Origin of the sequence: Pseudomonas sp. EL_65y_Pfl2_R95 (genome assembly GCF_963971045.1) — a bacterium.
Taxonomy (GTDB): Bacteria; Pseudomonadota; Gammaproteobacteria; order Pseudomonadales; family Pseudomonadaceae; genus Aquipseudomonas.
Genome location: NZ_CAXAOV010000002.1, coordinates 163,257 through 185,061, shown reverse-complemented (window position 1 = coordinate 185,061; position 21,805 = coordinate 163,257). Strand labels below are relative to the sequence as shown.

The 21,805-nt window shown below is 56.7% G+C and carries 21 protein-coding genes; 8 read left to right on the top strand and 13 right to left on the bottom strand.

All coding sequences use genetic code 11. The annotated features are described in order from the left end of the window. Positions 1–17 precede the first annotated feature (17 nt). The 3 genes from bamC to AACY09_RS08645 all read left to right on the top strand — a co-directional run bounded on the left by bamC (position 18) and on the right by AACY09_RS08645 (position 3,375). Entirely contained in the window at positions 18–1,136 is a 1,119-nt protein-coding gene (bamC, locus tag AACY09_RS08655; protein ID WP_339487307.1) for an outer membrane protein assembly factor BamC, read from the top strand. 129 nt (positions 1,137–1,265) lie between these two features. Continuing rightward, positions 1,266–2,135: a phosphoribosylaminoimidazolesuccinocarboxamide synthase gene (locus AACY09_RS08650; protein WP_339487306.1), complete on the top strand. Its 870-nt coding sequence runs from the start codon at positions 1,266–1,268 to the stop codon at positions 2,133–2,135. Positions 2,136–2,292: 157 nt separating this feature from the next. Then, complete coding sequence (locus AACY09_RS08645) at positions 2,293–3,375, top strand: endonuclease/exonuclease/phosphatase family protein (RefSeq protein WP_339487305.1); 1,083 nt, start codon at positions 2,293–2,295, stop codon at positions 3,373–3,375. Between the two features lie 121 nt (positions 3,376–3,496). On the opposite strand, the gene paaZ is transcribed toward AACY09_RS08645, so the two are convergent. From paaZ to paaF, 12 genes are all read right to left on the bottom strand, one after another. Next, a complete protein-coding gene (gene paaZ, locus AACY09_RS08640; protein WP_339487304.1) occupies positions 3,497–5,548 on the bottom strand; it encodes a phenylacetic acid degradation bifunctional protein PaaZ in 2,052 nt (683 codons plus the stop codon). A gap of 110 nt (positions 5,549–5,658) precedes the next feature. Then, a complete protein-coding gene (gene paaE, locus AACY09_RS08635; protein ID WP_339487303.1) occupies positions 5,659–6,735 on the bottom strand; it encodes a 1,2-phenylacetyl-CoA epoxidase subunit PaaE in 1,077 nt (358 codons plus the stop codon). 24 nt (positions 6,736–6,759) lie between these two features. Further along, positions 6,760–7,293, bottom strand: a complete 534-nt coding sequence (gene paaD, locus AACY09_RS08630; RefSeq protein WP_339487302.1) for a 1,2-phenylacetyl-CoA epoxidase subunit PaaD — start codon at positions 7,291–7,293, stop codon at positions 6,760–6,762. Further along, a complete protein-coding gene (gene paaC, locus AACY09_RS08625) occupies positions 7,280–8,035 on the bottom strand; it encodes a 1,2-phenylacetyl-CoA epoxidase subunit PaaC (RefSeq protein WP_339487301.1) in 756 nt (251 codons plus the stop codon). Before paaC ends, paaD begins: the two co-directional genes overlap by 14 nt. A gap of 8 nt (positions 8,036–8,043) precedes the next feature. Then, a complete protein-coding gene (gene paaB / locus AACY09_RS08620) occupies positions 8,044–8,325 on the bottom strand; it encodes a 1,2-phenylacetyl-CoA epoxidase subunit PaaB (protein WP_339487300.1) in 282 nt (93 codons plus the stop codon). 24 nt (positions 8,326–8,349) lie between these two features. Next, on the bottom strand, positions 8,350–9,342 hold the full coding sequence (gene paaA / locus AACY09_RS08615) for a 1,2-phenylacetyl-CoA epoxidase subunit PaaA (RefSeq protein ID WP_339487299.1): 993 nt from the start codon (positions 9,340–9,342) through the stop codon (positions 8,350–8,352). A 215-nt stretch (positions 9,343–9,557) separates the two neighbouring features. Next, on the bottom strand, positions 9,558–10,871 hold the full coding sequence (paaK, locus tag AACY09_RS08610; RefSeq protein WP_339487298.1) for a phenylacetate--CoA ligase PaaK: 1,314 nt from the start codon (positions 10,869–10,871) through the stop codon (positions 9,558–9,560). A 97-nt stretch (positions 10,872–10,968) separates the two neighbouring features. Further along, positions 10,969–12,174, bottom strand: coding sequence for a 3-oxoadipyl-CoA thiolase (gene pcaF / locus AACY09_RS08605; RefSeq protein ID WP_339487297.1), 1,206 nt, complete (start codon positions 12,172–12,174; stop codon positions 10,969–10,971). Next, positions 12,167–12,616, bottom strand: coding sequence for a hydroxyphenylacetyl-CoA thioesterase PaaI (gene paaI / locus AACY09_RS08600; RefSeq protein WP_339487296.1), 450 nt, complete (start codon positions 12,614–12,616; stop codon positions 12,167–12,169). Before paaI ends, pcaF begins: the two co-directional genes overlap by 8 nt. After that, on the bottom strand, positions 12,609–14,126 hold the full coding sequence (paaH, locus tag AACY09_RS08595) for a 3-hydroxyacyl-CoA dehydrogenase PaaH (RefSeq protein ID WP_339487295.1): 1,518 nt from the start codon (positions 14,124–14,126) through the stop codon (positions 12,609–12,611). Before paaH ends, paaI begins: the two co-directional genes overlap by 8 nt. Positions 14,127–14,128: 2 nt before the next feature. Continuing rightward, entirely contained in the window at positions 14,129–14,920 is a 792-nt protein-coding gene (gene paaG, locus AACY09_RS08590; protein WP_339487294.1) for a 2-(1,2-epoxy-1,2-dihydrophenyl)acetyl-CoA isomerase PaaG, read from the bottom strand. Positions 14,921–14,960: 40 nt separating this feature from the next. Beyond that, positions 14,961–15,734, bottom strand: a complete 774-nt coding sequence (gene paaF, locus AACY09_RS08585; protein ID WP_339487293.1) for a 2,3-dehydroadipyl-CoA hydratase PaaF — start codon at positions 15,732–15,734, stop codon at positions 14,961–14,963. A gap of 380 nt (positions 15,735–16,114) precedes the next feature. On the opposite strand from paaF, the gene paaY reads away from it, so the two are divergent. The 5 genes from paaY to AACY09_RS08560 all read left to right on the top strand — a co-directional run bounded on the left by paaY (position 16,115) and on the right by AACY09_RS08560 (position 20,967). Then, positions 16,115–16,711 carry a phenylacetic acid degradation protein PaaY gene (gene paaY / locus AACY09_RS08580; RefSeq protein ID WP_339487292.1) on the top strand — a complete coding sequence of 199 codons (597 nt, stop codon included), beginning with the start codon at positions 16,115–16,117 and terminating at the stop codon, positions 16,709–16,711. 82 nt (positions 16,712–16,793) lie between these two features. Continuing rightward, positions 16,794–17,717: a phenylacetic acid degradation operon negative regulatory protein PaaX gene (gene paaX, locus AACY09_RS08575; RefSeq protein WP_339487291.1), complete on the top strand. Its 924-nt coding sequence runs from the start codon at positions 16,794–16,796 to the stop codon at positions 17,715–17,717. A 103-nt stretch (positions 17,718–17,820) separates the two neighbouring features. Beyond that, a complete protein-coding gene (feaR, locus tag AACY09_RS08570; RefSeq protein WP_339487290.1) occupies positions 17,821–18,738 on the top strand; it encodes a transcriptional regulator FeaR in 918 nt (305 codons plus the stop codon). A 255-nt stretch (positions 18,739–18,993) separates the two neighbouring features. Then, positions 18,994–19,392: a c-type cytochrome gene (locus tag AACY09_RS08565; RefSeq protein ID WP_339487289.1), complete on the top strand. Its 399-nt coding sequence runs from the start codon at positions 18,994–18,996 to the stop codon at positions 19,390–19,392. 87 nt (positions 19,393–19,479) lie between these two features. Next, complete coding sequence (locus AACY09_RS08560; protein WP_339487288.1) at positions 19,480–20,967, top strand: aldehyde dehydrogenase family protein; 1,488 nt, start codon at positions 19,480–19,482, stop codon at positions 20,965–20,967. Between the two features lie 309 nt (positions 20,968–21,276). Here AACY09_RS08560 and AACY09_RS08555 read toward each other — a convergent pair whose 3' ends face one another. After that, entirely contained in the window at positions 21,277–21,801 is a 525-nt protein-coding gene (locus AACY09_RS08555) for a cytochrome C (RefSeq protein WP_339487858.1), read from the bottom strand. Positions 21,802–21,805: the final 4 nt, after the last annotated feature.

Sequence of the window (21,805 nt, the reverse complement as noted above, 5' to 3'; positions counted from 1 at the left end):
TTGAGGAATTACTACGCATGAAGCGACTGGCCGGACTTACAACACTTGCCTTGATCATCACCAGTACCAGCGGTTGCGGCTGGATCTGGGGTGAAGACGGTTATTTCCGTGATCGTGGCAGCGATTACCTGACGTCTCGCCAGACTGCGCCTATGCAGCTGCCGGCCGATGTCCACAGCAAGCCGCTTGATCCACTGCTGCCGATTCCTGAGCAAGTGGCTACGGAAAATATTGAAGGCGAATACGATGTACCGCGTCCACAAGCATTAGCCGTTCAAGCTGATGCCAGCGAGTTCAGCTTGCAGAAGAGCGGTGCGTCGCGTTGGATCGTTGCCCAGCGTGTACCGGCAGAAGTGTGGCCAGTGGCGCGTCAGTTCTATGAGTCGAACGGTTTCCGGATTGCGGATGATCGCCCGCAAACAGGTGAATTCACCACTGACTGGCAGCGTTTTGAAGACCTCTCTGCACCTATGGCGCGTCGTCTGAGCACACGTGTTGCAGGTTCAACTCCAGATGCAGAAACCCGCGTGCGGGTGCGTATCGAGCCAGGTGTGCAGCGCAACACCAGTGAAATCTACGTGGTCAGCGCAGAGCGCCCAGCGGGCAGCACTGCTGATGTAGCCTTCACCGACAAGAGCATTAACGAAAGCCTCGATGCCGCCTTGCTTGATGAAATGCTGGTGAGCATGGCGCGTAGCACTGAGCAGGGCGGTTCGGTCTCATTGCTGGCCGCACGTGATTACGATGCACCAAGCCGCGTGAGCCTGTCGCAGGATGGTAACGGCAACCCAATCCTCAACCTGAGCTCTGACTTCGATCGGGCCTGGTCCGGTGTGGGTCGTTCGCTGGATTCGGCTGACGTGCGGGTTGACGACCTTAACCGCACCTTGGGTGTCTACTACATCAATCTTGCGGAAGGCTCCAAGGCCAAGGAAGAGAAGCCGGGCTTCTTCGGCAGCTTGTTTGGCAGCGAACCTGACCAGGAAGAAATCGATGCACGCGCCGAGCGTTATCAGGTGCGCCTGACAACAGTGGGTGACAGTGTTCAGGTCTCGGTAGAGAAAGATATCAACACCGTGGCCCCTGAAGATGTATCGCGCAAAATCCTCGGCCTGATTCAGGACAACCTGGGTTAAACCGATGATCGCCTGGCCACCGCCAAGTGATCTGGATACCGCGCAGGGTTGCAATCGCAGCCCGCATGAAACCGATAGGCGAAACCCCGTGTTTCGCCTGTTTCGTTTGTTCAAGACGGAAATTCTGACATGACCACGCCAGTGACCCTCAGCCTGAAAAAAATCTACTCAGGCAAAGTCCGCGATCTCTATGAAATTGATGACAAACGCATGCTGATGGTCGCCACTGACCGTCTTTCAGCGTTTGATGTCATTCTTGATGAGCCGATTCCAGAGAAGGGCAAGATCCTGACCTCGATTTCCAATTTCTGGTTCGACAAACTCGCAGGCCTGGTGCCTAACCACTTTACTGGCGACAAGGTTGAGGATGTGGTCAGTGCCGCTGAGTTGCCGCTGGTTGAAGGGCGTGCTGTGGTCGCCAAGCGTCTCAAGCCTGTTGCCGTAGAAGCCATCGTCCGCGGTTATATCGCCGGTTCAGGCTGGAAGGAATACCAAAAGAGCGGAACCGTCTGCGGTATCCAGCTGCCTGCAGGCCTGAAAGAAGCCTCCAAGCTGCCTGCACCGATCTTCACCCCATCGACCAAGGCTGCTGTTGGCGACCACGACGAGAATATTTCGTTTGAGCAGTGCCAAGCCATCATTGGCGACGAACTGGCGCTTAAAGTGCGTGACACCGCCATTGGCTTGTACAGCGCTGCGGTTGAGTATGCGGCCACGCGCGGCATTATCATCGCCGATACCAAGTTTGAATTTGGCCTCGATGAAGACGGCACGCTGACTCTGATGGACGAAGTGCTGACCCCGGATTCAAGCCGCTTCTGGCCAGCCGAAAGTTATGTCGAAGGCAGTAATCCGCCGAGCTTCGATAAGCAGTTTGTGCGCGACTGGTTGGAGTCAACCGGCTGGAACAAGCAAGCTCCGGCGCCGGCAGTGCCAGCGGATGTAGCGCAGAAAACCGCCGACAAATACCGTGAAGCGCTAACCAAGCTGACGGCTTAGTCGAATGATGTAAGAGAAAGGCGCTTAGGCGCCTTTTTTGTGGGTCATCCATCCTTGGATCAAACCCCTTAACCCAGTCATTTTCCCGCTACAGTTTTCAATGAATCGAGTGAGTGGGTGCCGTGGTTTTGTTTTATCTCATGCAGCAGGAGACCCTATGTTGATCGTGCTAGTGATTGCGACCCTGTTTATTGCAACCGTTACCGTGCTGCCGCTTTTAAGGTGTACGCATTGGACGGTCAGGGTGATGGATTTTCCGCGGGTACAAATAGCCTTTTGCGCCGCAATCCTGTTGGTCACGCAGTGTGTATTTCTGGCGTCGCAAATGACAGTTGTAGGCCTGTGTATTCTAGTCACGGCGCTGTGCCTTATCTGGCAGTTATGGTGGGTGTTGCCCTATACGCGCCTCTGGCCTATCGAAGCCAAAGCGTCGAGAGCAGATGACGCCGATAACCAGCTCAGCATTATGACCTCCAATGTGCTGCAAGATAATCGCAACAGCGGCGCGCTGATTGATCTGGTTGCCGAACACCAACCGGATATCCTGGTTACGCTCGAGACCAACAGCTGGTGGGAAAATCAACTTGGCGTGTTAGACGCTGAGATGCCGTACAGCGTTAAGTGCCCTCTGGAAAACCTGTATGGCATGCATGTTTACTCGAGATTGCCGTTTAGCAAACCGGTGATTTCTTATCTGGTTGAGCATGACGTTCCATCGATACATTTACTGCTTGAGCTGCGCACCGGTCATCAGGTGCAGATGCATTTTGTTCATCCTGCGCCACCCAGTCCGACTGAGAACGCGGAGTCCGCCGAGCGGGATGCTGAGCTTATCGTCATTGCCAAGCGCGTTGCAGAAACCAGGGGGGCTGCGGTTGTGACAGGTGACCTGAATGATGTGGCTTGGTCTGCATCAACGCGGCTGTTTCGTAAAATCAGTGGCTTGCTCGACCCGCGGATAGGGCGCGGCATGTTCAACACCTTTCACGCCGACTATCCATTTTTACGCTGGCCGCTCGATCACCTGTTCCACAGTTCACACTTTCGGGTGAAGAATATTAAACGCCTGCCTTCAATTGGCTCAGACCATTTTCCGCTGTTTACCGTGCTTGTATATGATCCGGCTGGACGTGCAGAGCAAGAAGGCTTGGACGCTGATGCAGAGGATCATGCTCAGGCGAAAGAGGTGGCTGAAGAACAAAATGTCAGTAAGCGCGATGTCCCCAAGCTGGAGGGGTAGAGGGTGAAATACTCGCAGGCTTATCTGCTTTGAGCCGGTAGCGAACAACGCAAGCCAGTCCTGCTTATTCAGGCCAAAACGGTGGATGACTCCGTGCGCCATCCACCGTGCGTAACTTCAATTATTGACGCTTGAGTACCAAGGTCAGAATGTCGTAGCTGGCAACCAGTTCCCCATCCTGATTGGTCACTTCAACATCCCAGGCAACCACGCCTTGCGGCTCGCCTTTAGGGCTGACTTTGCCTTGGTCAATTTTGCGCTTGCAGGTCAGGCGTGCCTGAATGGTGTCGCCAATCCCCACCGGGCTGACAAAACGCAAGGTATCCAGACCGTAGTTAGCCAGCACCGGGCCAACGCCAGGTGAGACAAACAAGCCTGCGGCGGCCGACAACACAAAATAGCCATGGGCAATGCGCTTGCCAAACTGCGACTCTTTGGCCGCAATGTCATCGAAGTGCATATAGAAATGATCACCGGACAAGCAGCCAAAGTTGACCAGGTCAGCCTCGGTAACGGTGCGTCTGTGGGTCAGCAAGGATTCGCCGATTTTCAGCTCATTAAAGTAACGGCGGAACGGATGTACCTCGGTCTCATACAGCTTGGCGCCGCGCACGTATTCACCCGTCACGGCCATCAGCATGCTCGGCGACCCCTGTACCGCAGCGCGTTGCAGATAATGCTTAACTGCACGCAGCCCCCCTAGCTCTTCGCCGCCACCAGCGCGGCCGGGGCCGCCGTGCTTGAGCACGGGCAGAGGCGAGCCGTGGCCGGTGGATTCTGCTGCTGATTCACGGTCGAGAATGTGCAGGCGGCCGTGCAGGGCCGCGGCTGCGGGCACAACGCGCGCAGCAACCTGCGGATCTTTGGTGATCAAACTGGCAACCAGGCTGCCTTTGCCACGCGCCGCCAGCGCAATGGCTTCGTCAATGTCGTCATAGGCCATCAGGGTGCTGACCGGACCAAAGGCCTCGATGTCGTGGGCACCGCCTTCGGCATGCGGATCGCGAGCCATTAGCAAAGTCGGTGCGCAGAAGGCGCCTTCTGCCACCCCTTCACCCAAGGGTGAAAAGCCATCGCCAGCACCTAGCAGCATGTCACTGCTATTGAGCAGGGCCTGAATGCGCTCAGCCACATCGGCCTGTTGGGCGTGGGAGGCCAGTGGGCCCATGCGTACACCTTCTACCGCTGGGTCGCCGGCAACCACTTTGGCAAGGCGTGCGCGCAAGCGCTCGGCCACGGCGTCAATGTGCTTGGCCGGGACGATAGCGCGGCGTATTGCAGTGCATTTCTGCCCGGATTTAACCGTCATCTCCCGCGCAACTTCTTTGACGAACAGGTCAAACTCAGGATCGTCCGGGGTGATCTCGGGCGCCAGGATCGCGCAGTTCAGCGAGTCAGCTTCGGCGTTTAAGGGCACCGAGTTTCGAATCAGGTTTGGATTGACCCGCAGTTTGGCTGCGGTATCGGCTGAGCCGGTAAAGGTCACCACATCCTGCCCTTGCATGCGGTCGAGCAAGTCGCCGGTGCTGCCGATAATCAACTGCAGGCTGCCGGCTGGAAGCAAGCCGGAGTCGTGCATCATGCGCACTGTGGCTGCAGTGAGGTAGCTGGTCGCCGTGGCCGGTTTGATAATGCACGGCATGCCCGCGAGGAAGCTGGGTGCAAATTTTTCCAGCATGCCCCAGATCGGGAAGTTAAACGCATTGATGTGTACCGCCACTCCGCCGCGTGGCACCAGAATATGGGTGCCGGCGAAGGAGTTGAGTTTGCCTAGCGCCATGGCCGGGCCTTCGTGAACGACATTGCCAGAAGGCATCTCGCGCGAGCCGATTCCAGCGTAAGTGAATAGGGTGCCGGCGCCGCCTTCAATATCAATCCAGCTATCGGCACGGGTTGCGCCACTGTGATGGGCCAGTGAATAAAGTTGTTCTTTGTGTTCCAGCAGGTATTTGGCCAGCGCCTTGAGGCGCTGTGCCCGCTGCTGGAAGTCCATTGCCATTAACTCACTGATACCGCGCTGGCGGGCATGGGCCACGGCTTCGGCGAAGTCCAGGGTTTCTTCATGGGTGTAGGCGATGTTCTGACCATTAATCGCGCTGCGTAATGATTGCGCGGCATGTTGGCCGATCCAGCGTTCACCAATAAAGCTTTGCAAGACAGTCTGTTGCGACATTTGAATTCTCCGAAATAGGCGGGCCTGAGCGCTCAGGCGAATGCACGGCGCAGCCGGTTGGTGTCTGCGCGGGCGTTTAAGGCGCAGTCATCCTGCGCAGCGCTATGGGTTTAAAGTTCGTCGAAGTCGAGCACCACTTTGTCGCTCAATGGGTAACTCTGGCAGGACAAGACGTAACCCGCGGCGACCTCGTAGTCCTCAAGGGCAAAATTGCTGTCCATCTCAACTTCGCCTTCAAGCACTTTGCATTTGCAGGTTGAGCAAACACCGGCCTTGCACGAAAAAGGCAGCTCGGCACCCTGGGCGTTTCCGGCATCAAGAATGCTCAAGCTGTTGCGGGCCAGCTCGAAGCTTTTGCTGTGGCCATCGCTGGTCACGGTGATCTGACACAATGCGCTATCAACCACCGCCGCGGCTTGGCGTGCTGCCCGTTTAAGGTCGCTGCCGACGGCGGCGAACAGCTCGAAATGAATACGCTCGGCCTTCATGCCGCTGACTTTGAGTTGGTCGCGCACGGTTTCGGTCATGGCTTGCGGGCCACAGATAAAAGCGGCTTCCAGGGTGGTCACATCGAGCCAGTTTTTAAACAATTGGCTGCACTTATCAGCATCGATATGGCCGTTGTACAGGTCGACATCTTGTTGTTCGCGGCTGAACAGATAAATGATGTTCAAGCGTTGCAGGTAAAGGTTCTTTAGGTCGCTGAGTTGGTCGCGAAACAGTGTTGAGTTGCTGGAACGGTTGCCATACAGCAGCGTAAAGCGGCTGTTTGGTTCGGTTTGCAAGGTGGTCTTGATGATCGAGAGGATTGGCGTGATGCCGCTGCCCGCTGCCACTGCTAGGTAATGGCCACGGCGCGCCGGGTCCAACTCAACGTGGAAGGATCCGCTGGGCGGCATCACTTCGACGCTGTGCCCGGCTTTGAGGGTTTCGTTGGCGTAGCACGAAAACAGGCCGCCGCCGACTCGTTTGATGGCAACACGCAGGTCATCATCGTGGACCCCGGTGCAGATCGAGTAGGAGCGGCGCACTTCTTCGCCATTGATCTGGGTGCGCATGACCAGATGCTGACCCTGAGTGAAGCGGAATTCTTCGCGCAGTTCGCTGGGGATCTCGAAAGCAACCGACACCGCATCACGGGTTTCAGCACGGACTTCCTTGATTTTCAGATTATGAAACTTGCTCATTGTTATTCTCCGGCGATGCTGCGCTCAGATGCATTTGAAATAGTCGAACGGCTCAAGACAGTCGCGGCAGCGGTACAACGCCTTGCAGGCGGTGGAGCCGAACTGGCTGAGCAGTTCTGTATGGGGGCTGTTGCACTGTGGGCAGCAAATGGTTGGGCTTTCGCCCAGTAAGCTGCGTTTACTGCTACTGCCCACTGGTGGGGCAATACCGTATGCACGCAGGCGCTCGCGGCCCTCATCGCTGATCCAGTCGGTGCTCCAGGCGGGCGTCAGGCGACGCTCCAGTTTGGGGGCGGAAAACCCCGCCTGCTCCAGTGCCAGGCGAATGTCATCCTCGATCACCTCGGTGGCGGGGCAGCCCGAGTAAGTCGGTGTGACTACAAGGTGTATGTGCCCATGCAGCCAATCGACTTCACGCACGATGCCCAGATCGACCACGCTGACCACCGGCACTTCGGGGTCCATCACCTCGTTCAGTACCTGCCAGGCGGCCGCAATATCGCTGGGCGAGCCAGGGCGGGCGCCATGATCGCTGGTGATCAGATCACCAGGTTGCATTGGGGTAAGTCCGTGGCAGGTATTGCATCTCGGCCAGGATCAAGCCTAGGTGCTCGGTGTGCAGCCCTTTGCGAGCGCTGAGGTAGAAGTAATTGGCCGGGCCCGGCACTGGCAGAGTCGCAAGCTCGAAAACCTGGGTAACCCTAGTTAGCCATTCTTGAGCCACGACTACTGGGTTTGCGCCCAGATTGGCGTCTGCTATACGTTGCTCGGCTTCATCGGCGGAGGTCAGCTCGACGGTAAAGCGCCAAAGCTGTTCGGTCGCGGCCAGCATACGATTGTGGCTTTCAGCGGTGCCATCACCCAGACGCTGCACCCACTCGCTGGAGCGGCGCAGGTGATAGGTGACTTCCTTGAGCGCCTTGGCTGCGATACCGGCGATGCGCTCATCCTCGACGTTGCACAGTTGCTGCAAGACTGCAAAGTGCCAGGCGTCATACAGAAATTGCTTGGTCATGGTGACCGCGTAGTCTCCATTGGGTTGTTCAACCAACAGCAGGTTGCGGTAGCCGCGCTCATCACGACCAAAGGCCAAGTCATCCGCGCTGCGGCCATCGTCAAGCAGCTCAGCGGCATATTCCAGCCAGTTGCGCGCCTGGCCAACCAGGTCGAGGCCGACATTCATCAGCGCCAGCTCTTCTTCAATGGCCGGCGCATTGCCGCACCATTCGCACAAGCGCTGGCCCTGGATCAGTGCAGTATCGCCAAGGCGCAGCAAGTATTGGATCAGATCATCGTTCATCTGCAACCTCACATGTGGCCGACTTCGGCCGGCAATTCATAAAAGCTGGCGTGGCGATAGATTTTGTCGTCGGATGGATCGAACAGCGGCTCTTTCTCGTCCGGGGAAGAGGCAGTGATCAGCGCCGAGGCCACAACCCACAGGCTCACGCCTTCATTGCGGCGGGTGTACAGCTCGCGAGCGTTTTCCAGGGCCATGGCTGCGTCGGCGGCATGTACGCTGCCCACGTGCTTGTGGTTAAGGCCGTGCTTGCTGCGCACGAAAACTTCAAAAAGGGTCCAGTCAGACATGGCAGTAATCTCCGTGGGTTGCGATCAGGCGAGGTCGCGTTTTAGTTGTTGTTTGCGGGCATAGGCGACGGCGGCTTCGCGAACCCATGCACCGCTTTCAATGGCATTGCGGCGTTTGCTTACGCGCTCCTGATTACAGGGGCCGTTGCCTTTGAGAACTTCATAAAACTCATCCCACTGGATTTCACCGAAATCGTAATGGCCGCGCTCCTCGTTCCATTTCAGGTCCGGGTCTGGCGCGGTGCAGCCGAGTAGTTCGAGCTGGGGAATGGTCTGGTCGACAAAGCGTTGGCGCAGTTCATCGTTGCTCTGGCGCTTGATTTTCCACGCCATCGATTGAGCACTGTTCGGCGAATGCTCATCACTTGGACCGAACATCATCAGCGATGGCCACCAGAGGCGGTTGATCGAATCCTGAACCATGTCTTTTTGCGCTTGAGTACCTTCTTGCATCATTGTCAGCAGCATTTGATAACCCTGGCGCTGGTGAAAGCTCTCTTCTTTGCAGATGCGCACCATTGCCCTTGAGTAGGGGCCATATGAGGTGCGTTGCAACACCACCTGATTAACGATGGCCGCGCCATCAACCAGCCAGCCCACTGCGCCCATGTCGGCCCAGCTCAGGGTTGGGTAGTTGAAGATGCTTGAGTACTTGGCTTTGCCGCTGTGCATCTTGGCGATTTCTGCATCGCGGTCAGCGCCCAGGGTTTCCATGGCGCTGTACAGGTACAGGCCATGGCCTGCTTCGTCCTGGATTTTGGCCATTAGCTGTAACTTGCGCTTGAGCGAAGGGGCGCGCGTGACCCAGTTGCCCTCGGGCAGCATGCCAACGATTTCTGAGTGGGCATGCTGAGAAATTTGGCGGATCAGGGTTTGCCGGTATGCCTCGGGCATCCAGTTCTTGGCTTCGATCTTGATCTCGGCGTCGATACGTTCCTGGAAGGCGCGCTCTTGTGGCTCCATTTCATCCAGGGATTTGAGACGTTTAACGCCAGTCTCAACGAGTTGTGCGTACATGCTGTGCCTCCAGCGATGGCTTTTATTAGAGGGCTGTAATCTTGGGTGTATTTTTAAATGATACAGAAATAAATATCAAATGATAATTGTTGTGTCGTAATTGTTTTTTGCGATTAACCCATAATCGCCGACCAGCGGTGTGATCGATGTGGAGACCCGGAAGTTTTCAGCAGGCAAAAAAAAGCCCCGCATAAGCGGGGCAAGGGAAGGCTTTATTAGTTGGCGTTACGTTTGTCTATCACGTGGCAAGCCTTGCCTTCAGAACGCTGGAGGCTATGAAAGGGCTGGATGAAGACCCGGGTGCTGATGCCCACATGGGTTTTGATTTGCTTGGCCAGTTCAAGGCCAATCAGCTTTTGCTGGCCTTCATCCATGCCTTCCAGGCCATGGCGCAATTCAACCCGCACGTCGACGCTATCCATATTGCCATTGCGATACAGATGCATCTCATAAAATTCGGAAAGTTGTTTTATTTTTAACACTTGTTCCTCAATCTGTGTGGGAAACACGTTCACCCCGCGGATGATCAGCATGTCGTCGCTACGCCCGGTGATTTTATCCATGCGCCGCATGGGCCGTGCCGAGCCAGGTAACAGGCGGGTGAGGTCGCGGGTGCGATAGCGGATCATTGGCAGGGCTTCTTTGCTCAATGAGGTGAAGACCAGCTCACCCAATTGGCCGTCCGGCAATACTGCGCCGGTGACGGGGTCAATGATTTCCGGATAAAAATGGTCCTCCCAAATAGTCGGACCATCTTTGGTTTCTGCGCACTCCATGGCAACGCCTGGTCCCATGATTTCGGAGAGGCCGTATATATCCAGCGCGGTGATGCCCAGCCGTTGCTCAATCGAACTGCGCAACTCGTCGGTCCAGGGTTCAGCGCCGAAGATGCCTAAACGCAGGGCCAACTTGTGCGGGTCTAAGCCTTGGCGCTCAATCTCATCGGCGAGATTGAGCATGTAAGATGGCGTGACCATGATGATATCTGGCTGAAAATCACGGATCAGCTGAACCTGCTTTTCAGTCTGTCCGCCAGACATTGGAATTACCGTGCAGCCCAAACGCTCGGCACCGTAATGGGCGCCGAGGCCGCCGGTGAACAGGCCATAACCGTAGGAAATATGCACCTTGTCGCCGCGCCTGCCACCTGCCGCTCGAATCGAGCGGGCGACCACGTTGGCCCAGGTATCGATGTCATTTTGGGTGTAGCCGACCACGGTTGGTTTGCCTGTGGTGCCGCTGGATGCATGCACTCGCACCACTTCGGATTGCGGCACGGCAAACATGCCGAAGGGGTAGTTGTCGCGTAGGTCACTTTTGCCGGTAAAGGGAAACTTGGCCAGATCTTCGAGACTTTTTAAATCGTCCGGATGCACGCCCAGTTCGTCGAAACGCTGACGATAAAGGGGCACGTTGTTGTAGGCGTGGTTCAGGCTCCAGCGCATACGGTCCAGTTGATGCTGACGCAGGGCATCAACACTGACGGTTTCCATCGGGTCCAGCAGGGCAGGTTGGGCGTTCATGTTCATGACATCACTCTATTTATTCTTGTGTGACAGCAGGCCAAGGCGCTGAAGCAGTCAGCAGCGTAGCCGCTCCCGGTTGTTGGGGGCTAGGGTTACCCGCTCAAAGGCGCTCAATCACCATGGCGATACCTTGGCCGACACCAATACACATGGTGCATAGGGCGTAGCGGGCTTGGCGGTGTTCCAATTCATGCAGGGCGGTGGTCACCAACCGTGCGCCGCTCATGCCCAGTGGATGGCCCAAGGCAATGGCGCCACCGTTGGGATTAACCCGGGCATCGTCATCAGCCAGACCCAATTCGCGTAACACCGCCAAGCCTTGTGCTGCGAAGGCTTCATTGAGTTCTATGACATCCATGTCGGCGAGCGACAAACCCGTCAGTTGCAGTACTTTGCGGGTCGCGGGAACCGGGCCGATACCCATGATGCGTGGCTCAACCCCGGCTGTGGCCATGCCGACAATACGGCCGCGAGCCTTGAGACCGAGACGCTGCGCGGCGTCGCTGCTTGCCAGAAGCAATGCGCAGGCGCCGTCGTTGACTCCGGAAGCATTGCCCGCGGTGATACTGCCACCTTGGCGAAAGGGCGTTCGCAGTTTGGCCAACTGCTCAAGGGTAGTATCGCCCCGTGGGTGCTCATCTTGCTCGACTACTTTTTCAGCGCCTTTGCGCTGGGCGATACGCACCGGGACGATTTCCTGGGCGAGGCGGCCGTTAAGTTGAGCGGCGCCAGCACGTTGTTGGCTGCGCAGCGCAAATGCATCTTGATCTTCGCGTGAGATGTCGAACTGTGCCGCGACGTTTTCTGCGGTCTCTGGCATCGAGTCGGTGCCGAACTGTGCTTGCAGTGCCGGGTTGATAAAGCGCCAACCGATGGTGGTGTCGAACAGGTCTGCCTGACGGCCAAAGGCTTGGTCCGATTTGCCCATGACAAAAGGCGCGCGTGACATTGATTCAACCCCGCCAGCGATCATCAGTCCGGCTTCATTGCAGCGCAGCGCACGCGCAGCATTGCCTATTGCATCCATGCCCGAGCCGCACAGGCGGTTGAGTGTGGTGCCCGGAACCGTCACGGGAATACCGGCGAGCAACGCAGACATGCGCGCCACATTGCGATTGTCTTCGCCTGCCTGGTTGGCGCAGCCATAAATCACATCGTCGACGCTCGACCAGTCAACCTGCGGATTGCGTTCAATCAGGGCGCGAATCGGGATCGCGCCAAGGTCGTCTGCGCGAATACTGGACAACGCACCGGCGTAGCGACCAATCGGCGTGCGCACGGCGTCAATAATCAAGGCATCAGTCATTTGCATTCTCCTGGGCGAGGACGGTGCCGCGCACTTTGTAAGACTTACCGTGGAACAGGGCGAGCAACTCGCCGCGCTGATTTTCAATGCGCACGTCATAATTCCCCGTGCGTCCGCCGCGGCTTTGCTCGGCTGCTACAGCTTTAAGGGTGTCGCCCTGGAACCCGGGGGCGATGTAATCAATGCTGCAACCAAGGGCCACGGTGGTTTCGTTATAGGTATTGCAGGCCATGGCGAATGCCGAATCGGCTAACGCAAATAAGTAGCCGCCATGACAGGTGCCGACGCCTTGAATCATGTCTTCACGCACAAGCATGCTGACTTCGGCGGTGCCCGGGCCGCTGGTCAGCACGTTGATGCCCATGCGTTGGCTGGCGATATCACGATTGAACAGCGCATCTGTGCAAGCCTGGGCTAATAAAGTTGCGCTGTGATCAGTCATGGAAACGACTCCCTTGTGCAACGTGGCGGCGCAGCAGAAGAGAAGGCCGGTAGCGCTCTTCGCCATAGGCGCCCTGTAGGTTAATCAGGGTTTTCAGCACGGCTGGCAGGCCGATTTGATCAGCCCAGGCCAGGGGGCCCAATGGATAGTTCAGCCCGGCACACATGGCCAGGTCGATATCTGCTGCGCTGCCGACGTTATGCAGTGCGGCGTCCGCGGCCTCATTGGCCAGCATGGCTACGGTGCGTAAAACAATCAGGCCGGGCGTATCCGCAAGCAGGCTGGCTTTGATCTCGCACTTGGCAAGCAGACTTACTACTTGATCAAGCGCCTCGCTGCTGGTGCCTTTGGCGTAACTAAGGCCCAAGCGCGAAGCGTTGGCGTAGTCTTTAGCCAAGTCGATCAGGATCAGGTTGGCCTGACCTTCTTCTTGGCTGCGCTGGCATGCCATGCGTCCATCACTGAGCGCGACTACAGCATCGCCAACGCGCAGCAAGCCCCTACCATCGCGCTGAATGACCGTGATGCCTGCTGCTTTTATTCGTTCAATCAAGCCATCGGCTACGCCTAAGGAACCCTCTACAACGCAGGTCTCAACCGGACTGTCAGCGCTCAGTTCATCGGCACGGGGCTTCTCTGCATCGGCGTCATAACGGTAAAAACCCTGGCCACTTTTGCGGCCTAGATGACCGGCATCGACCAACTCTTTTTGCATCAGCGATGGTTGAAAGCGCATGTCGTTGTAGTAGGCGTTGAATACCGAGTAGGTTACGGCGTAGTTCACGTCATGGCCGATCAGATCGGTCAGCTCAAATGCACCCATGCGAAATGCGCCTGCATCGCGCATCAGGGCGTCCAGTGTCGCGCAGTCTGCAACACCTTCTTGCAAGGCGCGCAGGCTTTCGGCGTAGAAGGGCCGCGCCACCCGGTTAACGATAAAGCCGGGTGTCGAGCGGGTATGCACCGGTTTTTTGCCCCAAGCCGCTGCGGTGCTGTGAATGCATCGAGCGGTAGCGCGCGAGGTGGCCAGGCCGCTGACCACTTCAACCAACGCCATCACGGGCGCTGGATTAAAGAAGTGCATGCCGACGACACGCTCCGGATGCTGCAGGCCCGCTGCAAGCGCAGTCACTGAAAGCGAAGAAGTATTGCTGGCAAGAATGCACTCGGCGCTGCACAGCGCTTCGAGCTGGGTGAGCAACCGGCGCTTGACGTCAAGGTCTTCGACTATGGCTTCAATCACCAGGCCCGAGTCTGCTAATGATTCAATCGAGTCTGCAGCCTTTAAGCGTGCAACGGTGGCGGTGCGCTTGTCAGCGTCCAGTTTGCCAGCCTCAACGCGCTTGCCTAGTTGCCGATCGATAGCGTCAATGGCTTGCGCGGCCGAGCCGTCACGCATGTCGTAAAGCGTGACGCTGTGGCCAGCCTGAGCGGCGACCTGAGCAATACCCGCGCCCATGGCGCCAGCGCCGATGACAGCAATCTTTGCCTCTGTGCTGAGTGCTCGCATGTTTATTGGCCTTTAAATTCCGGGGTGCGCTTGTTCATAAAGGCGCTGACGCCTTCGCGGTAATCTTCGCTGCGTCCCGCGAGGCGCTGCAGGTCACGTTCAAGTTCGAGCTGTTGATCGAAGCTGTTGTGCATGCTGGCGTTAAATGCGCGTTTGATCAGGGCCAACCCGTAGGTGGGCTGCGTAGCCAGATGGCGGGCAAGCTTGAGAGCTTCTTCGCGCAGGTCGGCGTCGTCCACTACCCGGTAAATCAGGCCGAGTTGTTCCGCGTGTTCAGCGCTAATGCGCTCGCCGAGCATGGCCATGGCTTTGGCCTTGGCCATGCCGACTAAACGCGGCAGGCTCCAGGTACCGCCGGAATCGGGGACTAGACCAATCTTGCAGAACGCCTGGATAAAGCTGGCCGAACGGGCGGCAATTGTCAGGTCGCAAACCAGTGGAATATTGGCCCCGGCTCCGGCGGCGACCCCATTGACCGCGCAAATAACCGGCATGGGCAGGTCGCGCAGGGTACGGATCATCGGGTTGTAGAAGGTTTCAATCGATACGCCCAGATCGGGCATTTCGGCGCCGGGCGCAACATTGCGGTCGCTCAAGTCCTGGCCTGCGCAAAAGCCACGGCCCTCGGCAGTAAGCAGCAAAACGCGGGCTTCGGCGCTGTTGCGCACCTGTTTCAAGGCTTCACGAACCTCAAGGTGCATCTGGGTGTTGAAGCTGTTTAGTTGCTCAGGACGATTAAGGCTGAGCAGGGCGACGCCATTGTCGATGGAAAACAGAATGTGTTCGAAGTTCATGGCAGTAACGCTCTCTTGATAAGCAAAGGGCGGGCGGCGCTTATTGGCCGGTAAAGTGTGCGGGGCGCTTTTCTTGAAAGGCAGCAATGCCTTCCTTGCGGTCCTGCGTTCCGGCCAGCACCGTGAAGGCGTGGCGCTCGAATCGCAGGCCGCTGGCCAAGTCAGTGTCTTGTGCTTTGAGCAGCGCTTCCTTGGCCAGACGCAAGGCCAGTGGCGCTTTCTGTGCAATCAGGCGGGCGAGGGCAATGGCACGCTCGACGGTTAACTCGGGTTGAGTCACCTCGCTGACCAAACCAGCGCGCTCAGCGTGGCGTGCATCGATGGCCACACCGGACAGCACCATCTGCATGGCCAATGATTTACCCACAGCGCGCAGCAAGCGTTGGGTGCCTCCTGCGCCGGGCATGATGCCCAAATTGATTTCCGGCTGGCCAAATTTCGCGTCTTCCCCGGCAATGATGATGTCTGCGTGCATAACGAGTTCGCAGCCGCCACCCAACGCGAAGCCATTTACGGCAGCAATCAGCGGCTTGCTGAATGCACTGATGTTCTGCCAATGGGCAACACGTGGGTCGTTAAGAATGCCTACCAAATCGCGCTCGGCCATTTCATTGATATCAGCGCCTGCTGCAAATGCTTTGCGGCTGCCGGTGAGCACAACAACGCGGGTATCGGGGTCTTGTTCAATCGCCGCGAGCGCTGCTGCCAGCTCACCTAATAACTCGGTATTCAAGGCGTTAAGCACATCCGGGCGATGCAGATTGATAAGTCTGACGCCCTGTTCGGCTGGCGAGACGTTGAGCATTTGAGGCATGGCAGGTGCCCTCGATACGGTCACTTTTTGTTTTGTGGGACAGCCCTGCCAGCGGCAGGCGTTGTCGGTGAGAGTGATTCGAGTATACGTATGAAGCGATACAAAACAATACGTTTAATTAATATTTTTGTGTCTTATATCGTTGATGTTGTTATGCCGGGATCTTGTATAAAGTCGCATGTCTATCGGTGATATAGCCGTTTCTTAGGGTTTATACAGGCCCTTATGCCTAGCGCTTGGGTAGTGAAATCCGATACACAATTATTGTGTTTTGAGTTGTATTTTGATTTGATACGCAAATGATAAATAATCTGCGAATGGCATGTCGCTTTCGTGTTCAGAGGTCTCGCTTATGTACCTTGTCGTGACAGAGGTCAGCCATGCCCTGCTATAGCCTTAATGGTCTGACGCCAGTGGTGCACCCAACGGCTTATGTGCACCCGACAGCAGTGCTGATTGGCGATGTGATTATTGGTCCCGCATGTTATGTGGGTCCGCTGGCGAGCCTGCGTGGCGATTTTGGCCGGATTGTTTTGCAGCAAGGAGCCAATATTCAGGACACCTGTGTGATGCATGGCTTTCCCGACAGTGACACCCTGGTCGAACGCAATGGTCATATCGGGCACGGCGCTGTGCTGCACGGCTGCCAGATTGGCGAAAACGCCTTGGTGGGCATGAATGCGGTGGTCATGGATGGCGCCAGGATTGGGGCCAACTCTTTTGTATCTGCTGCGGCCTTTGTTAAAGCCGGTTTCAGTTGTGACGCGCAGACATTGGTCATGGGTTCGCCCGCCATCAGTAAGCGCAAACTCACTGATGAAGAAGTAGCGTGGAAGCTGGCGGGCACCCGCGAGTACCAGCAATTGGCCCAGCGTTGCCTTGAACAGATGGTTGAGTGCCAGCCCCTGACGGAAGTCGAGAGCCACCGCGTGCGCCAGCAGGCCGGGGCATACCGGACCAAGGGCGAAAGTTTGTGAGTGCGCGTATGCCCCATGATCAATTGGCCAGCATCCTGGCCAAACGGGTATATTCGGCATCATTTTCCAAGGTCGGAACCCAATGACGTCATTAGTCCCACTGCAGCAGCTGATTACGCGCTTTCAGGAGCAGACGCCGATTCGTGCCAGTTCTCTGATCATCACCCTGTACGGTGATGCAGTTGAACCCCATGGCGGCACGGTCTGGCTGGGTAGCTTGATCCAGTTGCTCGAGCCAATGGGCATTAATGAACGGCTGATCCGTACCTCGATTTTCCGCTTGGCCAAAGATGGCTGGTTGTCGGCTGAGAAAGTCGGACGCCGCAGTTATTACAGCCTGACCGGCGCTGGGCGTCGCCGATTCGAAAAAGCTTTCAAGCGTGTCTATAGCGCGAGCCTCCCTGCTTGGGATGGCTCATGGTGCCTGCTTTTGCTGACGCAGCTTGACCCAGATAAGCGCAAGCAAGTACGCGAGGAATTTGAGTGGCAAGGTTTTGGTGCGATTTCGCCGTTGATGCTCGCCTGTCCAAGTTGTGATCGCGCTGATGTGGTGGCCACCTTGCAGGAGCTAGGCGTGCTGGAAGACACCATCATGTTCGAGACCACCGCCCAGGATGTACTGGCCTCCAAGGCCCTGCGCAAGCAGGTGCGCGAGAGTTGGGACATGGAAGAGCTGGCCGCGCATTACAGCGAATTTATTCAGATGTTCAGGCCGCTGTGGCAAGTCTTGCGAGAACAAGATGATTTGCAGCCATCGGACTGCTTTCTGGCGCGAACCTTGCTCATCCACGAATACCGCAAGTTGTTACTGCGCGACCCGCAACTGCCGTTTGAGTTGCTTCCCGGCGATTGGGAAGGTCGAGCAGCACGTCAGCTGGCCCGTAACATCTACCGGCTGATTTACAGCAAGGCCGAAGCCTGGCTGAACAATAATCTGGAAACAGCTGATGGCCCGTTACCGGAGGTCGGAGAAGGTTTTTATCGACGTTTTGGCGGGCTGAAATAGGTTAAATTATGCTATTCGTACCGGTGCCTGCGTCTGGGTATGGGTATTTTTTCAGGGGCGGCGCAGATCGCTCTTCAAGAATAAAAATGTGAGGCCAAGTGTGATGGCAACTTCGTATGCACAAAGAACTGACAGCTTCGATCAGTGGCTAAGCCACATTAATCAAGTCTGTGGAAATTTTTGCGCTAAGACATTGGGCAATGAGTTCTTCGGCGCCGTGCGTGAGCACAAAGCCGGGGCAATCAAGCTCAGTTTTGTCGATGTTGCCCAAGCTCGGCTGTATCGCACCGGGCGCGAAATCGAACGCAGTGAAGGCCAGAATTTTTATGCGGCATTTCAGCTGCACGGCCAAGCGCATATGGAGCAGGATGGTAAGCGCGTGGTGCTCAACCCCGGCGATATCACCCTTATCGACGCGACCCTGCCCAGCGATTTCATTTACAGTGAAAACTCCCGTCAGCTTTCACTCATATTGCCGCGACGCATGGTTGAACAAAGCATGCGCTTTGGCCGCGTGCAGTGCGCGCAAAAAATTTCAGGTAGCTCACCGATCGCCATTCTGGCCAATCGCCTGGTGCTTGATGCCTCCCAGCAGCAGGGGCTAAGTTTGTGCGAAAGCGAAGCCACACTCGACGCTATTGTCAGCCTGCTGCGGCCCGTTATCGGTGGTGAGGCAATGGATATGGACGTGCATGAGCGCATGTTCCGCAAGTGCATTGGCTTTATTGATGAACACATTTGCCTCGACGAACTGTGCCCAGAGTTACTGGCGCGTGAAGTCGGGGTTTCCGTTCGTGGCCTCTATCGCTTGTTCTCCAAGAAAGGCCTGGTGGTTGCGCAATACATCAAGAACCGCCGCTTGGATTTCTGCGCAGAGTCGCTGCGTCACTCCACGGCTGAGCAAAAGCTTTCGGCACTTGGCTATGCGTGGGGGTTTTCCGATTCGAGCTATTTCTCTACCGCATTCAAAAATCGCTTTGGCGTTTCGCCGGGCGAATACCGCAGGCGCTATCACCACTAAGCTAGGCTGATTCGCCTCACCGTTCGCCCGTGCATGCGGGTGGCGACCCTACACCTGCCGGCGATACCACAGGTTTGGCAGCCCTGCCAACATAGTTGGCAGGCAGGACAAAGCCTGCCTCGAACCCAGCAGAGAAAATCAGACGGTTATTGCTCTCAATCCGCGCGTGCTTCGGCAGCGACACCGTGTTTGAGATGTATTTTTCTCTGGCCGTGAATAGCAGTTGTCACGGCGGGTTTTTGAGGTGTGGGTGTTATGCAAAACAATCAATTGCGCCTGAGCTTGGCCGGGCTGGTTCTGGTGCTGGTCGCTCAGGGTGCGCAAGCCGCAATCAACTGCTCAGCGGACGAGACGCAGCAAGGCCACAAACTATTCGATACCGATTGCTCGGTCTGCCACTCAGTACAAAAGGGCACCGTCGGCATGATGGGACCGGACTTGTTCGGCGTCGTCGGCCGTCAGTCGGGAAGCCTTGAAGGCTTCAATTATTCCAAGGCCATGCAGGACCGCGCCAAGCCTTGGGATACCGACAGCATCCAGACTTTTATCACCCAACCACAGGCTTTCGTTCCCGGTACCTATATGCCGTACATGGGCATGGATGATAAGGCCGGGCGTAAAGCGGTGGCCTGCTATCTCAGTGAGCAAAAGTAATTTGGCCGCAGCCCTTAAGGGCCGAATACGGCTCAAGACGGCTGCCTCGGGCAATCGGAAATCAATAAAGAATAATGAGGTGTGTGTATGAGCAATGTTGAATTACTGCCAGAAGTTAAGGCGTTTCTTGCCCGCCAACACGGTTGCTTCATTAATGGTGAGCGTGTTGTGCCGCAGGGGCCATCATCGGCTGTGTTGAACCCGGCCACCGGTGAAACCATTGCGCAGGTTGCAGATGCCACGCCTGAGGTGTTGGATCAAGCCATCGCCGCGGCGCGCAAGGCCCATGACGCTGGCGTTTGGTCAGGGCTGCGCCCGGCAGACCGTGAACGTATTCTGCTCGACTTCACCCGGTTGGTTGAGCAGCACGCAGAAGAGTTGGCGCAGCTGGAAACGCTGAGCCAAGGCAAGTCGATCAATATGGCGCGCATGCTTGATGTCAACGCCACTGTTGAATTTATGCGCTATATGTCCGGTTGGGCCACCAAGATCGAAGGCCAGACACTGGATGTGTCGATCCCTATTCCTGAAGGGGCAAAATTTACCGCCTTTGCCCGCCGCGAGCCGGTTGGCGTGGTGGCTGGAATCGTGCCGTGGAACTTCCCGCTGATGATTGCGGCATGGAAGCTGATGCCGGCATTGGCCTGTGGCTGCACGGTGGTTATCAAACCTTCGACTGAAACCCCGCTGACTGCACTGCGATTGGCTGAGCTGGCATTCGAAGCCGGTATTCCAGCGGGCGTATTCAACTTGGTAACCGGTGGCGTCAACATCGGTGCTGCGCTGGCCGCGCATCCGGGTATTGATAAGGTGTCTTTCACCGGCTCTACCGCAGTGGGCAAAAGTGTCGGCGTTGCAGCCGTGCAAAACATGACCCGCTTTGCCCTGGAATTGGGCGGCAAAAACCCAATGGTGATCCTGCAGGACGCTGACATCGACAAGGCGATTCAAGGTGCCTTGCTCGGCGGCCTGTTGAACAACGGCCAAGTGTGCGCAGCGGCGTCGCGTTTCTATGTCCACCGTTCGCGTTACGAGGCGTTTGTTCAAGGTCTGGCCGAGGCGGTAGCCGGTATGCCTATTGGTGCTGGCCTCGATCAAACCGCCGCGATTAACCCGCTGGTTTCGCACAAGCAACAACAAAGCGTGCTCAAGCACATTGAGCAGGCGCGTGCCGAGGGTGCGCGTGTGGTCACCGGCGGCACACCTGTAGAAGGCGCGGGGTTCTTCGTTCGGCCAACGGTGTTGGCAGATGTCACTCAGGCAATGGCTGTGGCCAAGGCCGAAGTGTTTGGCCCGGTACTATCGGCGATTCCCTTCGACACTGATGAAGAAGCCATTCGCATGGCCAACGACAGTGAATACGGACTGGCAGCCAGCCTGTGGACCAATGACCTGACCAAGGCGATGAACCTGGTGCCAAAGATTCATGCCGGTACTGTCTGGGTCAATGCCCACGTGCTGCTTGATCCAAACATGCCATTCGGAGGGGTTAAGCAGTCCGGTATGGGGCGTGAGTTTGGCCGCGCGGTGATTGAGTCCTACACCGAGCTTAAGTCAGTGTGCATCGCTCACTAAACTAACCCTGCAAAAGCCTGCCGTTCGTTAGCGCGATTGGTGGGCTTTTTTTTGCACGCGGATATGTAGGTTTGAACACTGCCAAGCCTGACAATCATGGATCAAGTAGTCAAAGACCTCGGGTTCAGCCAATAGTATGGTCTTCTGGAGCCACTGTTGGTGGGTGAAAAAGACCTCACCCACTTTAGGGTTGTGGACCTTTGCTGTGGCAAGGCGAAGCGTGTCCACTACGATCGAAACAGAATAAAAAACGCCCTGAGCAGCAGACCTGCGCAGGGCGTAAAAGCGGAGCATCACAAGAAGCGGTATTCAGTAATCGTCCATGCCGTCGTTGATGCTGATGCCTTGGCTGCGCATCTCGGCGATTAACTTTGAACGGGTACCGGGCAGATTGAGCATCGCCTTGTGGCGTAACAGCGCGACCTCTTCTGCGGTGTAGGGTTTGAAATCTTGCGGGGTGCTTGCGCCCGCCATGCCGTCTTCGCGAATCAGCCAGTTGACCAGCGCCGCCAGTTGCCCGTCGTTGAGGGCCGACTGCGCCATGCCAGGCACGCGCACCAGAAACTCGCGGCCACCTTCAACCTTGAGGAAGTTACCGACAAAGTCTTTCATCTTCGGCACGTCATTGGCTTTGGAGCCTGTGCCATCACCCAAATGGCAGCCCGCGCACTGCAACTCGTAGTTCACTGAGTTGCTGTAGCCTGCCTGGGCAATGGGCGTTTGCGGCGCTTCATTGCCGGGGGCAGGACGCTGATTGGGGTTAGGGATGGAGCGCGCCATGGCGGCCGGAGCAACCATGGCGCAGACCAAACCTGCAATCAGCAGGCGGCGCACAAGC

What these genes read in the sequence shown, in the direction of transcription:
- bamC (WP_339487307.1), top strand. Translation starts at nt 18, where the DNA reads ATGAAGCGACTGGCCGGACTTACAACACTTGCCTTGATCATCACCAGT.
- AACY09_RS08650 (WP_339487306.1), top strand. Translation starts at nt 1,266, where the DNA reads ATGACCACGCCAGTGACCCTCAGCCTGAAAAAAATCTACTCAGGCAAA.
- AACY09_RS08645 (WP_339487305.1), top strand. Translation starts at nt 2,293, where the DNA reads ATGTTGATCGTGCTAGTGATTGCGACCCTGTTTATTGCAACCGTTACC.
- paaZ (WP_339487304.1), bottom strand. Translation starts at nt 5,548, where the DNA reads ATGTCGCAACAGACTGTCTTGCAAAGCTTTATTGGTGAACGCTGGATC.
- paaE (WP_339487303.1), bottom strand. Translation starts at nt 6,735, where the DNA reads ATGAGCAAGTTTCATAATCTGAAAATCAAGGAAGTCCGTGCTGAAACC.
- paaD (WP_339487302.1), bottom strand. Translation starts at nt 7,293, where the DNA reads ATGCAACCTGGTGATCTGATCACCAGCGATCATGGCGCCCGCCCTGGC.
- paaC (WP_339487301.1), bottom strand. Translation starts at nt 8,035, where the DNA reads ATGAACGATGATCTGATCCAATACTTGCTGCGCCTTGGCGATACTGCA.
- paaB (WP_339487300.1), bottom strand. Translation starts at nt 8,325, where the DNA reads ATGTCTGACTGGACCCTTTTTGAAGTTTTCGTGCGCAGCAAGCACGGC.
- paaA (WP_339487299.1), bottom strand. Translation starts at nt 9,342, where the DNA reads ATGTACGCACAACTCGTTGAGACTGGCGTTAAACGTCTCAAATCCCTG.
- paaK (WP_339487298.1), bottom strand. Translation starts at nt 10,871, where the DNA reads ATGAACATGAACGCCCAACCTGCCCTGCTGGACCCGATGGAAACCGTC.
- pcaF (WP_339487297.1), bottom strand. Translation starts at nt 12,174, where the DNA reads ATGACTGATGCCTTGATTATTGACGCCGTGCGCACGCCGATTGGTCGC.
- paaI (WP_339487296.1), bottom strand. Translation starts at nt 12,616, where the DNA reads ATGACTGATCACAGCGCAACTTTATTAGCCCAGGCTTGCACAGATGCG.
- paaH (WP_339487295.1), bottom strand. Translation starts at nt 14,126, where the DNA reads ATGCGAGCACTCAGCACAGAGGCAAAGATTGCTGTCATCGGCGCTGGC.
- paaG (WP_339487294.1), bottom strand. Translation starts at nt 14,920, where the DNA reads ATGAACTTCGAACACATTCTGTTTTCCATCGACAATGGCGTCGCCCTG.
- paaF (WP_339487293.1), bottom strand. Translation starts at nt 15,734, where the DNA reads ATGCCTCAAATGCTCAACGTCTCGCCAGCCGAACAGGGCGTCAGACTT.
- paaY (WP_339487292.1), top strand. Translation starts at nt 16,115, where the DNA reads ATGCCCTGCTATAGCCTTAATGGTCTGACGCCAGTGGTGCACCCAACG.
- paaX (WP_339487291.1), top strand. Translation starts at nt 16,794, where the DNA reads ATGACGTCATTAGTCCCACTGCAGCAGCTGATTACGCGCTTTCAGGAG.
- feaR (WP_339487290.1), top strand. Translation starts at nt 17,821, where the DNA reads ATGGCAACTTCGTATGCACAAAGAACTGACAGCTTCGATCAGTGGCTA.
- AACY09_RS08565 (WP_339487289.1), top strand. Translation starts at nt 18,994, where the DNA reads ATGCAAAACAATCAATTGCGCCTGAGCTTGGCCGGGCTGGTTCTGGTG.
- AACY09_RS08560 (WP_339487288.1), top strand. Translation starts at nt 19,480, where the DNA reads ATGAGCAATGTTGAATTACTGCCAGAAGTTAAGGCGTTTCTTGCCCGC.